Consider the following 13,749-nt stretch of genomic DNA (forward strand, 5'->3'; position numbering starts at 1 on the left):
ATGGCGCTTCACGATTTCAGTATCCATTCGCCTTCGACGGTGATCCTCGCGGACAACCGTGACGCCGGTCAGTCGTGGGCTCGTCATCTCCGTGATGCTGGTCCCGGACGTGGTGGTGTCGATGTTGTCGCACCTGTCGGGACGCCTGTGTACGCGTGGGCGGACGGCACGGTCACCCGGCAGCCGAACAACGGCACCGCGGGGAACGTCGCCCGCCTGCACCTCGCTCACGACCCCGGCTGGATCCTCGACTACAAGCACCTTTCGAGCTACGTGGACCTCGTCAACGGAGTTGCGCGCAAGGGGCAGCTCATCGGCTACTCCGGCCAATCCGGCGCCCCCGGACAGCCGCACGTGCACTACAACCTCGTCGACCCGCAGGGGAACCGACAGAACCCGTGGCTGTACGTCTCGGGCACCGCCCAAGCGGGCACCGTCACACCGACAACCCAAGGAGTACAGGAAATGCGACTCATCCAGCAGACCAACCGTGGCATCGCTGTCGTCGGTGCCGGCTACTACAAGTCACTCACCCCCGAGGAACTGCCGCTCGCTCTCGCAGTGTGGGGCGCACCGGTCGTGTTCGCGTCGGAGCGGGAGTTCGACCTTGCCCGTTCGGTGTCGGTGAATGGCGTGCAGGCGCTCGTCAGCGTGAAGAAGTAGCCCGCTTCCATCCCGGGAGGGGGATCCCATGTTCAAACGATTGTTCGCCGCGTCCATCTGGGCGTCGGGCAATATCCGGCCTGAGGATTGGCGGTTCCGTGGGATCTTCCGGGTCGTACTTCCGGTCGGCAACCTGATCTTTCTGTACTTCGGTGTGGTTGGATTCGTGCGCGGTGTCGGGTCGGTGACGGATGTGACGAACACCACCTATGCGGCGTTCTGGTCTGGCGCGATCGCGCTGGCGTCGCTGGCGTGTCTGGTGGGTGTGGCTTTCCCGAAGCTGGGGAAGCTCGAGCTGGGCGCGAAGATCGTCCTCATCGGCCTGGTCGCGTCGTACGTGGCAGTCCTGACAGCACGGAGCTTTGAGGTACCCGGCTCGCAGGCCACCGCGGGTCTCATGTCGGCGCTGATCGTGCTTCCCGTCTGGCGTGTCCTCGACCTCGGGTTCCAGTTGCGGAAGCAGAAGCGGGTCATCGAGTGACCGGCGCGGAGTGGATCTCAGCCGCCGGTCTCCTCGTCACGCTACTCCTCGGGTTGGGCGTATACCTCAACAACAAGCGATCGAACCGCACCGCTGAAACCCGCAACCAGGTGGACGCCGGATCGCAGCTGTTCGACAACAACATTGAGCTCGCCGAGTACGTGGACAAGCGCATCGCGATTGCGTTGCAGCCGGTCCAGGAGGAGCTCAACGCGTTCAAGGAGTGGAAGAAGTCCACGAACGCGATCATCCGCCGGTTCTTCCGGCAGCTCATCACGTGGGATCGGAATGGCCGTCAGGGTCAGATGCCGATGCCGTCCGCTGAGGACATGACGCAGCTCGAGATCGAGGATCTGCACGCGTCTGATTGAGCGGACTTCGGAGTGTTCCTACCACCCCGAAGCCCTACCCCCTGCAGGAGGGCGAGCGCGAGCTTACCCATTTCCACCCATCACCGATATAGGAGACAACCCCATGTCCAAGCACGCAGCAGTTCCCGAGATTTGGTTCAAGTCACAGCGGGTCATCCGCACGGTCCTCGTGAACCTCATCGTCATCCTCCCCGTCGTGAACATCTCACTGCCCCTCGTGGTCGACGCGTTCACCGGCAACGGAGTCCCGGCTGAGGTCACCATTCTCGTCAACGCGATCGTCGCAGGCATCCTCGTCGTCACTGGTGTAGTCACCCGCATCATCGCGATCCCTGCGGTGAACGACTTCCTGACGAAGCTCGGTGCCGGTTCGGTCCCCAAGTCCGCCGTCCGCGACGAGATCTGAGAGTTGGTGACCCGTGAAGTGTTTGCTGTTCGATCTGCTCACGGGTGAAGACCTCGATCAACTGTCTGTCGTTGATGCAACGTGGACGCAGACGATCGGGTCACCGGACAGTGTGAAGTTCGACGTCCCCGTGTACACCGAGTCCATGCGGCGTCTCGGGTTGGCGAACCTCGTCACCCCGAAGAAGACGGTCATCGCTGTGCAGGAAGACGGTTGGGCTGACTTCGTTGCTGCCGGCCGTGTGGGTATCCCTGAGTGGGATGAGGACACGAAGGTCCTGTCCATCCCCGGCAACGGTGTGGAGTCGGTTCTTGGAGATCGGCTGGTGCTGCCGTTCAACGTCGGCAACATCATCGGACCGGACGGTAAACCTGTGTCCACGTACGACACCAACCTGAAGGGTTGGGAGTACGGCACCATCATCAAGAAGTTGGTGCAGCAGGCGATGGGGATGCCCGGGTTCGGGCTGCCGTGGGTGTTCGAGCCGGACCGTGTCGGGTCGCGGGAGAAGAACACTGAAGCGGCCGACATGAAGAACCTGCTCGAGCTGATCGATGACATCACGAAGCTTGAGGGTGGTGTCGAGGTCGATTATGTGTCGCGTTGGCGTACTGACGTGGTGGGGAAGATGCAGACCCTGTTGCGGACGGCGACGGACGCTGACCGGTTGATCACGTCGCAGTCGGAGTTCGACTTCTCCATTCGGGGGAAGAACCCGACAGCTCGGAAGTTGAAGTTCAAGCTGTTGCCGACGTACATGACGTCACGGGCGTGGTTCACGGGTGGGAAGTCCGACGACCGCATGCTGGTGGCGCGCGCTGATGACTCGTACCTCGTTGATCGTGGGTTCCCATTCTCGGAGGTTCTGGACTCGTCGCACTCGTCGGTGAAGGAACAGTCCACGTTGGATTCCTACGCCCGCGCACGGGTCGCTCAGGGCCGAACGATCGGGAAGTTCTACTCGTTCGATGTCCGCAAGTCCGCCGCGGTGGGCATGCGTAAGGGCGACTGGTTGTCGTTGGACATTCGCGGGTCGGTGTTCTTGGAGAACGGTCAGAAACGTCTGCGGGTGGTGTCGATGTCTGGTGGCACGTCTGATCCGGAGTGGTTGCAGGTTGTGACGGCTGAGGAGTTCTGATGGATGGTCCACGGTATGTTCCGCCGGAGCAGTATCAGGCTGGTTTGCACAAGGATCAGCAGCGGCAGTTGCGTGACGCGCAGAGGTCTACGGGCACCGAACGGAACCGCACACTCGAAGAGGTTCAGGCGGCTCTCGCTGCCGCTCAGGAAGCTCTGGCGCAGGTTGTGGCGGTACAGAACGCGCAGGCCGCGCAGCTAGCCATCCTGAACTCTACGCGTCCAACCTCCGCTTCCGGAGGCAACGGCCTGCAGCCCGTTGGGGCGAATAGCTGGGCAACCACCGACCAACCCTCTGTCACGTTCGTGACAGCAACCGGTGTCGCACGCATCGACGTCCAAGCGATGCTCTTCTCCGCCGGTGACGCAGCAATCGCAACGTTTGGCATCTACACGAACCTTGGCGCTCCCGTCGTTTCGCGTGAGAGCCGCCGGGATGCGTGGAAGGGCTTCACGAACGGTGTCCTCGGCGCTGTCGGAGGTTCGGGCTTCGACGTCATCGGCGGGCTCCCGGTCAACACGCCACTCATCGCACGTTTCGAGTGCTACGCGTACAACGCCAACGCTCAGTTCCGTTCCCCGTCCATTTCAGCTGCTGGTACCGCTTAGGAGGCCCACTGTGGCAACGATCATCACTGGGCCTGTCCCGGATTCCGCCGGCCAACCAGCAGACGGACGGCTCGAGTTCCGGCAGGAGGTGCCGTTCTCTACGGCTGCCGGATCGGCGACGCAGGCCCTGGCGATCGCGGAGGTGCGTGGCGGGGAGATCTTCGCCGTCGACGGTGGCACGTTCAGCATGCCGCCGTCACCGCCCGGGACTGCCGTTGTCGTCATCGAGGCGCTACGTGGACGTGCTTCCATCCGGCGGGTGCAGATCCCGGACCAAGCGTCCGTCCTATACATGGATCTGCTGCCGCCGATTCTCAACTACGGGGAGATCTGGCTCGTGGAGCTCGAAACCGACCCCATCCCAGACGGCGCCAAGCCGGGCGACTGGTTGTACGTCCGCGACACCAACATGCTCTACCTGATTGGGGAATGACACATGGTTACGAAGATCCCGATCGCGGACCTCAAGGGCGAGACTGGACCCGTCTCGCCGGAGTCAATCGTCGACGCCCACCGTACCGGCGACAACATCGTCCTCGAACAGCTCAACGGTGACGAGATCGACCTCGGCAACCTGCGGGGTCTGCCCGGTCAGAATGGTTCGAACGTCGTCCCGACCGAGCAGGCGGTGAGCGAGAACGTCTCCGATCCGGAGAAGCCGGCAGGGTCGTTCCTTCGCTCTAATTTCGTCTCAGAGATCATGCCGCAGGCGTTCGGTGCCACTGTCGACGGTGTGACAGACGACGCGCCGGCGATCAATGCGGCTTTGAGCGCTGCGCGCGCTGCTGGTGTTGCCTTGTACATCCCTGCCGGCAACTACCGTGTCCGGTCGATGATCAACGTTGGCGGGACCAACGTCGAGATATACGGTGCCGGCATCGGGAAGACGAACATCCTCGTGTTCGGGGAAGACGCGCCCCTGAACTCAGTGTTCGGGAACTACGGGGTCGTTGACGGTCTCAGGATCCACGACCTCTCGTTCCGAGGCACCATCGACGACGACGTGACTGGACCGCGCCGAGGCCGCACATCGAGCTCGAACGGCTTCAACACGGCCATCCGCATCTTTGGTGATCTCGCACCCGGAACCTCCACACTCGCGCAGAACGTGGACATCGAACGCGTCGAGGTCCACGGTGCGCACGGTCTGCCGATCTGGCTGTCCGGGATCCGACGCTGCAGCATTGAGAAGTGCATCTTCGAGCTCACGATGGACATGGGCCTCACCTGGTGCGACCGCTACTCGGTGAAGGACAATTTCTCGTGGAAGAGCGCCGACAACGGCTTCTCCATCTCACGGGGCTGCACGAATGGGACCGTCGCCGGCAACGTCGTCAAGGACTGCGCGTTCTGGGGTGTATGGATCGCCGGTTTCAAGCAGTCCGGCGCCGCCACCGATGCCGGACCCATCGGGTTCACGGTCACCGGGAACACGGTGAAGCGCGCAGGGTTCGGCGGCATCTGCGCAGACGAGGCTCCGAAGAACGGCGTCATCGTCGGCAACACCGTCGACACCGTGTTCCGCGGTCCGAGCGACCAGCCGACGAACATCTGGGGCGTCGGCATCTTCGTCGGCGGCTTCCCCGGTGACAACCGCCCAGCCCCGACAGACCTCGCGAACAACATCCTCGTCGAGGCCAACATCCTCATCGATTGCGCTCGAGGCGGCATCCAGTTCCTCGGCGTGAAGAACCTCGACGTGAAGGTCAACACGATCATCCGGCCCGGGTCACAGTTCCTCGCCAACGGTACGACGGTCATCGCCGCAACCGACATCGACAACAACTTCGGGATCTCGACCATCGGCGGAGCCCAGGCGACATGCACGAACGTGACGATCGTCGGCAACACGATCATCGACGACCGCACCACTCCGTACTGCAACTACGCCTGGTACACGACGTCGACGATCGCCCCGTACGTGTCGAACAACCGCGAGATCGGCACCCGCAATAGCGGTCTGCTCGTGCACGACAACACCACGCTTCAGGTTCACTCCGGGATCCACACGTACTCCGGGAGCTTGAAGGCGACCGGCGGCGTGGTTGCTGGCTCCAATGCGGCTTCCGGGACCGTCCCGGGTTTCGCGATGAACGGTGCTGCCGGCTCGACAAGGGCGATGGAGTGGCAGACGGCAAGTCTCCGCCGGTGGTTGATGCGCACGAACTCGGACGCGGAAGCGGGTTCGGACGCGGGGTCGCGATTCCAGATCGACGCATACGACGACGCCGGGGCGTTCAAGAAGTCGATGATCACGCTCACCCGTGATGGGAAGCTCTCGTTCAACGGTGTTACGCCTGTCGTGCAGCCCGTCCTGTCCGCAGCGGCGACTGACGCGGCGACTACGCAGGCTCTTGCGAACTCGCTACGTGCGGCGCTCGTCGCTCTGGGGTTGGCTGTGTGAGCTGATTCGCTGACTGTTGGTCGAACTACGATGCCGAGGGGTCGGCGTCGTCGAGAGCTTTCTCGACGACGCCGGCCCAGAACTTGTATCCCTCGAGGGTGGGGTGGTAGAGCGTGTCGTCGAGCAGCGCTTCGACGTCCTGTTCCGAGAACGGGGTGTAGACGTCGATCGTGGGGTAGCCCTGCTGCTGAGCCCAGCGTCCGAGCTTGGCTACGCCCATCCGCTGGGTCTCTCGGTGGGGTGAAGCCTCGCGCTCCGGATTCTGGAGGATCACGACAATCGCTGCGTTCGGGAACCGGGCAGTCGCTTCTTCGATCAGATCTCGAGCCTCAGGCAGCAGCTCGTAATCGGCGTGGTTGTGACCGTGGTTGATGAACACGAGGTCGACGCTTTCACCGGGCAGCGGCGCCAGCTCGTCGAGGTTCTCGAGCGAGTAGACGGCGTCCTTGGCGGCGGAAGACCCGTTCCAGTAAGTGACGGGGGCTCCTTCACCCTCGGACAGGTTCCAACCGACCGGACCGTACCCGTTGGGCTCAGAGTGGATATCCCACTGCGAGCCCTTCACGGTGCGTCCGTACTTCTGCCCGATCCACTCACCGGTCAACGCGGTCCACGTCTGTCGCCCAGCCCCGGTCGAGTCGCCCAGCGTCACGATGTTGAACGGACGGCTCATGTCGCGAAGCCGAGGCATCACATCAACGAGCTGCGTTCGAACGGGGATCGGTTCCGGTGAATCTACCGGTAGGGCTGTGTGATCGCGATTCCACGCGATGGTCGTCTCCGGCGTGCGCGGCTGCATCGCAACCGCGGTCACAGCCACAGCGCCGACCGCGAGCACCCCGAGCACCCCGTAGACCCACTTGGACGTTCGTCCCGACCCACTCCGACGCCGCTTCTTCCCCATGCGACGAATCCTAACGACACACCAGCCCCTCCCAGCCCTCACGGGTTCGGGAGGGGCTGTTTCGTCGTTCACGCACGGCGCCGCTGCACGCCGTCTCCGTCGATCCCGTTCGGTGGCCCGTCCCGTCCGTCGCGCTTCGTCGGCAGGTCGTAGCGCACGAAATCATCCGCTTCCACCAGTGTCCCTTTCGTCCCCATGAGGACGCGCGCACCAGGGTCAACGTTCCAACGCGACACGAAGAACACGTCCTCTCCGGAACCGTCACGGCGACGTTCGATGATCGCCTTCGGATGGACCGGGTCGTTGCGGACACAGAGCCAGGTGTCGTGGTCGTAGCGGATGGGGCGTGGTCGGGTCACGGAGCCGATCGTAAAACGCGCGGCTGACACGCGCGCCGCAACACCACAGACGCGCGCCTCCGTCGCCTCTGGACCGACTGGGGGAGCTTCGAACGGCGTCTGCATCTCCTGGCTCACCTCAGGGTGATGTCGGAAAGAGCCGCTTCATCGTTGGTCCGTGCTCGGCGTAAGCAGTTGGAGATGCAAGCGCGGCGAGATGAACCCTGTCCGAGGTGCATCGGCCGAGGGTGGCGGCCTATATGCTTCCACCACCAAAGCTTTTCCGGGGGGATACTTGTTCGACTTCGACGCCGTCCAGCCGACCGGCGCGCGCACCTGCTGCGCTGTCTCGCGTAAGGAGTCTGCCTCGCATGCCTGGCTTGACTCGGAAGTGGCCGAGTTCGCCGAGGAATACAACGGCTTACTGCAGGGGAACCTCGAACCGCGGCTATCGCGGCGAGAGCATCTGGACGCCCTTGGCGTCTTCACCTCCTTGCGCCGTCAGGCTGCGCAGGGGAAGCTAAGGGTGGGGCCGGACCGCACCTTTCGGGCACGAACGCTCTCGAATCGTGGTCCGTACTTGATCGAACTGAGACCCAAGCTCTCAGCAGGCACACCGCCGCCTCGCTTGTTCAGGCTGTACTATGCTGAGCCAGCGGTGATCGATGGTGCCCTGCTTCCGCTCGTGCTACGCACGAAGCCTACGGGAGGCGATCCAGACAAAGAGCAAGATGCCGCAATCGATGACGCAAACGCCCGCAGCCGCTCGTGGGCGCTGTATCGTGCAATGAAGGAGAGGACGAGATGACCGACCAGACGAATCATGCATTCGGCACCGCGGAAATCGCCTTGGCTGCCGAAAATTACGAAGCTCAGGAGCACCTGCTGAGCGAAATCCGGCGTGCTCTCGAGATCCGTGGCATCACGATCCGCGAACTGGCCGAAGAGCTCGAACTGCCCGAGGATGAGGCCCTGTCCTGGGTGGACGGCGATGTCGATCTGCGACTCTCGCAGCTGCGCTACCTTGCGAACGCCATCGACGCACATATTACTTACCGCGTCGGCGCAATCAAGACTCACTTCAAGCATCGCATGCCCACCGAATCTGACCTCTGGAAGGCCAGTTCCTGGGAGTCTTCGTCAGTCCTGACGAGCGCGTAATGGCGAGCGACCCGTCCTTTTTCGTACGAGTCTCACGGATCGAAGTTCAGACCTCTTCATCTATCGATGAGTCAGAGAAGATCTTCGTTTGGAGCGTAACCGCCCGGTTGGGCCTCAATGACAGCATCTTTCTGATGGCATATTTGCGTGCCGCGGCGGAGGATGGTTTTGGTCAGGTACAGGTGGCTGGATTCACGCAGGACTTTTCCTGGTCGGAGGTGACTGGAAGCGCCGAGTCCACGGCAAGCTACCTCGACTGGAGTGCCAGTTACGCGAGCGAAATTATGTATGACACCGCGAGGCGCGCGTTGCAGGCTCAGGCGGCCGCGATGGACTTCCAGTTCGATATCGACGTTTCAGCTCCTGACGAACCGGTTGAACTTCGACCGCCCACCGATGAGCAGCTCGAGAGAATTCGAGCGGCCGAGGCGTCTCAGGAAGACTGACGCCCGATGGCGCTGCGAGCCTCATAACGTTTCGCTTGGACACGACTTCGTCGCCCATGAGGTGGCCCACCGCGGCCGTGACTCAGGATCGCCAAGCGCTTACCTAGATTGTACGTCCGCGCTGGCTTTGTCCTGGTGACGTCGAATGCACGCCGTAGGTACCCGCGAATCAGAGCGTCTTGCGTTCCGCAAGACCGGCGATGGCGAGCGCAAGCTGGTTGATAGCGAAGCCCATTTCCTCGAAAGCGCGGTCGCGGTACTCGGGAAGATCGGCTTCGTTCATGACCCGAACGGCTGAGTCGGCGTGGTCTGCGGCGTTCTCCGCAAATTCCTTCGCTGTGCGGGGGAAATCGTGTCGGGCGCTCATGGTTCTCCTTCGGTTGGTGCGGTGTTAGATGCCGCTAGCCCCACTGTAGGAGAGGAGTCCGGTCAGGGGAGTCCCCAGCGAATGCGCCGACCCATCGTGGCGCAGACGGTGACTCCTGTCTTGCTGGCAAGATGGCTGCATGGCTCAGCGTAAGATCACAACCTTGGTCGACGACCTCGACGGCACCGACATCCCTCGAGGCCTCGGTGAGACAGTCCGCTTCGGTATTGACGGCCGCAACTACGAGATCGACCTCACGGACGAAAACGCTTCAGCGTTCCGGCGATCGCTGAGCACTTACGTGGGTGCTGCTCGCCGGGTGAAGCTCGCCTCGTCGCGGTCGAGTAAGCGCCGCTAGGGCGACAACCACGATGGGCGGCGTGCAACACGCGAAGTCGGATTCTCTTTGGTCGCAGTATGACGACGCGACCTGTTCAACGCGATGCATGATGACGGTCTTTGGTGTCGTCTTTGTGTGGCTGCTCGTTGGCTTCATCGCGGGCTTGAAGCCCGCAGATTCGGAAGGGCTGGCCGCTTCGATTTGGACCGCGGTTGCTGCATTGCTGGCGACCCTTGGGCTGATGCTGAGCGGCCTTCTTCCGCGCGGACAGACCCGCGGCCGCCTCGCCTGGCTCGGGATCTTTGTCGGACTGGCGGGTGTGGGAATGAGTGTCACGGACGTGTTTTAGGTCAGTTGAGAGGTCGTTGGCGCCGCGAGCTCAGGCGCTAGGCGCACGGAGATACCGCATCGAGCATGAGGTGCACCGCCATGCCTTTCCTGCCTCAATGACGGGCGCGCCGCAGGCTCCGCATCGGGGAGCTGTATCTCTTGCCCCTTCTCGCAGCTGTTCGGAGTACCGTTCCATCGCATCCGTGAGCCGCGGCCTGTTCCCGAGCGACTTGTAGGCGCGGCTCATCGACCGGGCCGAGTGGCCGATGATCTCGACGATGACGTCCTCCGGGACCCCGGCCTCGTACATGAGGTCAACGGCGGTGTGGCGGAGGTCGTGGAGGCGGACGTTCTTGGTAACGCCGTATCCGGCTCGGGACTCCCGCCATCGCTTCGAGTCACGGTCAGGATCGATCGGGCGTCCGTCGTCCGAGAACACGAGTCCGTACTTGTTAGCTGGCGAGGACTCTCGGTGAGCCTCGATGATCGACCGCAGTGGCTCGACCAGGGGGATGATTCGCCATCCTGCTCGGGACTTCGGGCGGGTGAGGAAGAGTCCGCCGCGCAGCTGTCGGTACTCGAAGTCGGCCGGCGCGATGAGCTTCGGGGGAGTGGTCGAGTGGTCGAGGGGGAAACGCTGCAGCTGCCAGGACAGGTCGAGCACGTCCGTCACTCGATCCCACTCGAGACCGATGACCTCGCCGCGTCGCGCTCCTGTCAAGATCGACGTCGCCCAGCGCGCACCCCACGTCTCGTCGTGCTTCAGTCGTTGCAACACGGCACGAGCTTCGTCGGCGTCCAGTGCTTCGAGCTCCACATGCGGCTTCCGCGGTGGGCGGATCATCTTCGCAGGATTGAAGGTGATGTAGCGCTCGCGGACGGCGTCCTCGAATGCTGCTGACATCACCCGATATGCGTAGAGGTTGTAGCTCTGCGACAGCCCGAGTTCGTCGACCATACGAGCGCCCACACGGCGGACCTGTGCCGCTGTGACGCTGTCGAGCTTCGTCCTCCCAAGTACGGGCACGATGAACTTCTCGATGATGTTCGCGTACCCGAGCCGCGTGGTTGGCCGAACGTTCGGAACAACCGTCGTCGTCATCCAGTAGCGGAACCACTCCTCGACGGTCGGGTCGGGCATTGCCACTTCGCCACGGGCTTGCAAGGCCGTCTTGAACTCAGCCATCTTCCGTTCAGCGGTAGCGCGATCCTTCGATCTGATCTTTTTCCGACGACGCTTCCCGTCAAGAGGTGGGAGTTCCATCATCACGCACCAGTACCCTCGCGAGTCCTGGAACACGGACCCTTCACCCTTTGCTCGCATGCACGCCTCCTGTCAGTTGAGGAGGACCCTACGCGGACTCAAAGGCCTGGTCAAAAGGCTGTTTTGATGTACGCAGGTAGGGTGCATATATGGACAGTTTCTGGGTACATATGGACAGGTGTCGTCAGGGTGGGGCCGGTGTGCGGGATCCTGAAGATGTGTCGCCCGGACTACCTACACTGTTGAGATGAGTGCGGCCAACCCCCATCCGACAGCGATACGCCAGGCGGCGCGCGTGTACTTGATCGCTCTCGAACGGATCGCTCGCGTGAACGCCGAGATCGAGATCCGAGGGCTGCGCGTCTCTGATCTCCCCACGGAATGGCAGAAGTGGGTCGAGGCAACAGGGGAATGCTGGGTTTGGACTGGCGGTCGCGCGCGAGACGGTGGAGCAGTTGTGACCCGAGCGGATGGGCGCTCGGCACACCCTCGCCAGTTCATCGATGAGTTCTTTGGCGAACACCTACCGGATGACTCGCGCAGGCGCGATTGTTCAGAGCCGTTATGCGTGTTCCACCCGATGCGACGGTGCCCCCCCCCCCCCGAAATCTGCCCACAGTTTGCCCACAATCCGGGAGGGGTGAAGCAATTGGAGCGTGTTCTGCCAAGCCCAAATCTCACTGTTTCGTTGGGCCAATGGACACGCCCCCGTGTTGCTGCGGGTAGCGTTAGGTTTCGAGTCCCTCCAGGGGCACTGTCGGAGGTTCGGCCGTCCAGGCGAGCACGGCCTCGCATGTCGGGTAGCGCTGCGAGCACGCCGTAGGCTCGAAGCATGACGCACGACCTCCACCGCCAACTCGAACGCGACGCCATCACCCTCCGTCAGCTGCGGTCGGCCGTGGTCGTCGCGGATGCTCGGACGCTCGGCGCCGCGGCGAACCTGCTCGGGGTCGCCCAGCCGAGTCTCGCGCAGCAGCTGCGGCGGCTCGAGGCCGCGCTCGGGGTCGAGTTGTTCAGCGTTCTGGGGGAGGAGTACCGCCCGACGCGTGAGGGGCAGCGCTTCCTGTTGAAGGTCCGAACCTTCATCGACGTCGTCGCCGACATGGATCCCGCGTCACCGGCTCGGCACATCCGGGTCGGGCGTCCGCCGACGACGTGGGACGCGGTCGTCTCCGAGGCCGGCCGACGCATCGACGTCCCGGCGGTAGCTGTCGCGATCGAACCGGTCGAGCAGCTGCACCTCGTCACCACCGGTCGTCTCGACGCCACCATCGTGCGTCTACCGATCGAGCTCCCGGACGGGCTCGCCGCCGAGGAGATCGCTGCGTTGCCGCTCGGCGTGGTCATGCGCGCGGCGCACCCGCTGTCGGCGAAGGACGTCATCGAGTGGTCCGATCTCGCCGACCAGGAGCTGCTCCGTCCCGAGCCCGGCAAGGATCCGGCGTACTCGGCGTGGTTGGCCGGCGCGCTCGCGGCGCGCGGCTGGTACCCGCGCTCGCTGACGATCGACGCGGGGAACGACACCTTGTTCCTCGACGCCCTGCGCTTCGGCGAGCGACTCGTCGCCCTTCGTCCGGTAGCTGCGATGCGGGAGGACGACGGCCTGTGCTGGCGGCCGTTCGCCGACGCACCTGAGCTCCGCGAGCGGTTCGCCCTGGTCACCCGACGCGAGTGAGTCTGCTCGGTCTCGGTCGACGATGACACCCTCGATGCGCCCTTTTACCACCCGACCGGGATCTTCTCGCGATCAAGTCGGTCGACTTGTTCCGGATTTCTGCCGCGTTCGACACCGTCTTCTCAGCTCGGAGTGGGTACGCTTATCCCTGAATCGGGGGATGACAGAAGCAGGAAACGCACATGCCCGAACGACGACCACAGCAGCAACGAGGTCATGAACGACGCCAGACCGTCGTCGAAGGTGCCGCCCGCATGTTCGACCGGGTCGGCTACGGACAGGCGAGCCTGTCGGACATCGCCCGCGAGGCGGGGACGACGCAGGGCTCGCTCTACTTCTACTTCCCCTCGAAAGAGGAACTGGCGATCGCCGTCATCAACGAGCAGAGCACGCGCTCGATCGCCGCGCTGACCGCGCCGACCACCGCGCCCTCGCCGTTCGGTGGGCTGGTCCAGGCCTCCCGCCTCATCACCGAGCAGCTGCTCACCGACCCCATCACGCGCGCCGGCCTGCGGCTGTCCCTCGAGCAGGGCGTCATCCAGGCTCCGACGACCGCGTTCCACGAGCAGTGGATCGCGAGCGTCGAGGAGCGGGTGCAGGCCTCGATCGAGCTCGGTGAGTTGCAGTCTCCGCTCGAGCCGGCGGAACTGGCGAGGTCCTTCGTCGCGTTCTTCACCGGGACGCAGCTCATCTCGAACGTGCTGGCCGGCCGGACCGACCTCCTCAGCGCGGTCGACACCATGTGGCGGATCCTCATCGCGGCGGTCATCGTCGCGGACCGTCAGGCCGAGGTGCTCGCCGTCCTCGACGCCGCCTTCGACGCGCAGGACGCCTGAGATCCCGGGTGCACGTT

General features: G+C 63.5%; 18 protein-coding genes. 14 read left to right on the plus strand and 4 right to left on the minus strand.

Annotated elements, in window-relative coordinates:
- The 8 genes from B9Y95_RS01660 (at position 1) to B9Y95_RS20235 (ending at position 6,071) form a co-directional block, all read left to right on the plus strand.
- Entirely contained in the window at positions 1-663 is a 663-nt protein-coding gene (locus tag B9Y95_RS01660) for a M23 family metallopeptidase (protein ID WP_159453313.1), read from the plus strand.
- A 40-nt stretch (positions 664-703) separates the two neighbouring features.
- Entirely contained in the window at positions 704-1,144 is a 441-nt protein-coding gene (locus B9Y95_RS01665; RefSeq protein WP_143736301.1) for a hypothetical protein, read from the plus strand.
- Positions 1,141-1,515 (plus strand): hypothetical protein, encoded by a 375-nt coding sequence (locus tag B9Y95_RS01670; protein WP_085510373.1) that lies wholly within the window; start codon positions 1,141-1,143, stop codon positions 1,513-1,515. Before B9Y95_RS01665 ends, B9Y95_RS01670 begins: the two co-directional genes overlap by 4 nt.
- A 103-nt stretch (positions 1,516-1,618) precedes the next feature.
- On the plus strand, positions 1,619-1,921 hold the full coding sequence (locus tag B9Y95_RS01675) for a hypothetical protein (RefSeq protein WP_085510374.1): 303 nt from the start codon (positions 1,619-1,621) through the stop codon (positions 1,919-1,921).
- Between the two features lie 22 nt (positions 1,922-1,943).
- Complete coding sequence (locus B9Y95_RS01680) at positions 1,944-3,059, plus strand: hypothetical protein (protein WP_159453314.1); 1,116 nt, start codon at positions 1,944-1,946, stop codon at positions 3,057-3,059.
- The gene (locus B9Y95_RS20230; protein ID WP_143736303.1) at positions 3,059-3,667 is read left to right on the plus strand and encodes a hypothetical protein; all 609 of its coding nucleotides are present in this window, start codon (positions 3,059-3,061) and stop codon (positions 3,665-3,667) included. The genes B9Y95_RS01680 and B9Y95_RS20230 overlap by 1 nt, the downstream gene beginning before the upstream one ends.
- 10 nt (positions 3,668-3,677) lie before the next feature.
- Positions 3,678-4,100 (plus strand): hypothetical protein, encoded by a 423-nt coding sequence (locus B9Y95_RS01690; protein ID WP_085510377.1) that lies wholly within the window; start codon positions 3,678-3,680, stop codon positions 4,098-4,100.
- Positions 4,101-4,103: 3 nt separating this feature from the next.
- Positions 4,104-6,071: a right-handed parallel beta-helix repeat-containing protein gene (locus tag B9Y95_RS20235; RefSeq protein ID WP_123539691.1), complete on the plus strand. Its 1,968-nt coding sequence runs from the start codon at positions 4,104-4,106 to the stop codon at positions 6,069-6,071.
- 25 nt (positions 6,072-6,096) lie between these two features.
- On the opposite strand, the gene B9Y95_RS01700 is transcribed toward B9Y95_RS20235, so the two are convergent.
- Entirely contained in the window at positions 6,097-7,047 is a 951-nt protein-coding gene (locus B9Y95_RS01700) for an SGNH/GDSL hydrolase family protein (RefSeq protein ID WP_143736305.1), read from the minus strand.
- Positions 7,044-7,334, minus strand: a complete 291-nt coding sequence (locus B9Y95_RS01705; RefSeq protein WP_085510379.1) for a hypothetical protein — start codon at positions 7,332-7,334, stop codon at positions 7,044-7,046. Before B9Y95_RS01705 ends, B9Y95_RS01700 begins: the two co-directional genes overlap by 4 nt.
- 783 nt (positions 7,335-8,117) lie before the next feature.
- On the opposite strand from B9Y95_RS01705, the gene B9Y95_RS01710 reads away from it, so the two are divergent.
- Positions 8,118-8,474 carry a hypothetical protein gene (locus B9Y95_RS01710; RefSeq protein ID WP_085510380.1) on the plus strand — a complete coding sequence of 119 codons (357 nt, stop codon included), beginning with the start codon at positions 8,118-8,120 and terminating at the stop codon, positions 8,472-8,474.
- Positions 8,474-8,920, plus strand: coding sequence for a hypothetical protein (locus B9Y95_RS01715; RefSeq protein WP_085510381.1), 447 nt, complete (start codon positions 8,474-8,476; stop codon positions 8,918-8,920). The genes B9Y95_RS01710 and B9Y95_RS01715 overlap by 1 nt, the downstream gene beginning before the upstream one ends.
- 169 nt (positions 8,921-9,089) lie before the next feature.
- On the opposite strand, the gene B9Y95_RS01720 is transcribed toward B9Y95_RS01715, so the two are convergent.
- Positions 9,090-9,287: a hypothetical protein gene (locus B9Y95_RS01720; RefSeq protein ID WP_085510382.1), complete on the minus strand. Its 198-nt coding sequence runs from the start codon at positions 9,285-9,287 to the stop codon at positions 9,090-9,092.
- Positions 9,288-9,426: 139 nt separating this feature from the next.
- Here B9Y95_RS01720 and B9Y95_RS01725 point away from each other — a divergent pair, with 139 nt between their 5' ends.
- A complete protein-coding gene (locus tag B9Y95_RS01725; RefSeq protein ID WP_085510383.1) occupies positions 9,427-9,645 on the plus strand; it encodes a histone-like nucleoid-structuring protein Lsr2 in 219 nt (72 codons plus the stop codon).
- Between the two features lie 22 nt (positions 9,646-9,667).
- Entirely contained in the window at positions 9,668-9,976 is a 309-nt protein-coding gene (locus B9Y95_RS01730) for a hypothetical protein (RefSeq protein ID WP_143736307.1), read from the plus strand.
- 30 nt (positions 9,977-10,006) lie between these two features.
- Here B9Y95_RS01730 and B9Y95_RS01735 read toward each other — a convergent pair whose 3' ends face one another.
- The gene (locus B9Y95_RS01735) at positions 10,007-11,098 is read right to left on the minus strand and encodes a tyrosine-type recombinase/integrase (protein ID WP_159453315.1); all 1,092 of its coding nucleotides are present in this window, start codon (positions 11,096-11,098) and stop codon (positions 10,007-10,009) included.
- A 955-nt stretch (positions 11,099-12,053) separates the two neighbouring features.
- Here B9Y95_RS01735 and B9Y95_RS01740 point away from each other — a divergent pair.
- Both B9Y95_RS01740 and B9Y95_RS01745 read left to right on the plus strand, forming a co-directional pair.
- Positions 12,054-12,896 carry a LysR family transcriptional regulator gene (locus B9Y95_RS01740; protein ID WP_085510386.1) on the plus strand — a complete coding sequence of 281 codons (843 nt, stop codon included), beginning with the start codon at positions 12,054-12,056 and terminating at the stop codon, positions 12,894-12,896.
- Between the two features lie 182 nt (positions 12,897-13,078).
- On the plus strand, positions 13,079-13,732 hold the full coding sequence (locus B9Y95_RS01745) for a ScbR family autoregulator-binding transcription factor (protein WP_085510387.1): 654 nt from the start codon (positions 13,079-13,081) through the stop codon (positions 13,730-13,732).
- Positions 13,733-13,749 lie beyond the last annotated feature (17 nt).

It is taken from the genome of Plantibacter flavus (assembly GCF_900177615.1).
Lineage (GTDB): Bacteria > Actinomycetota > Actinomycetes > Actinomycetales > Microbacteriaceae > Plantibacter > Plantibacter flavus.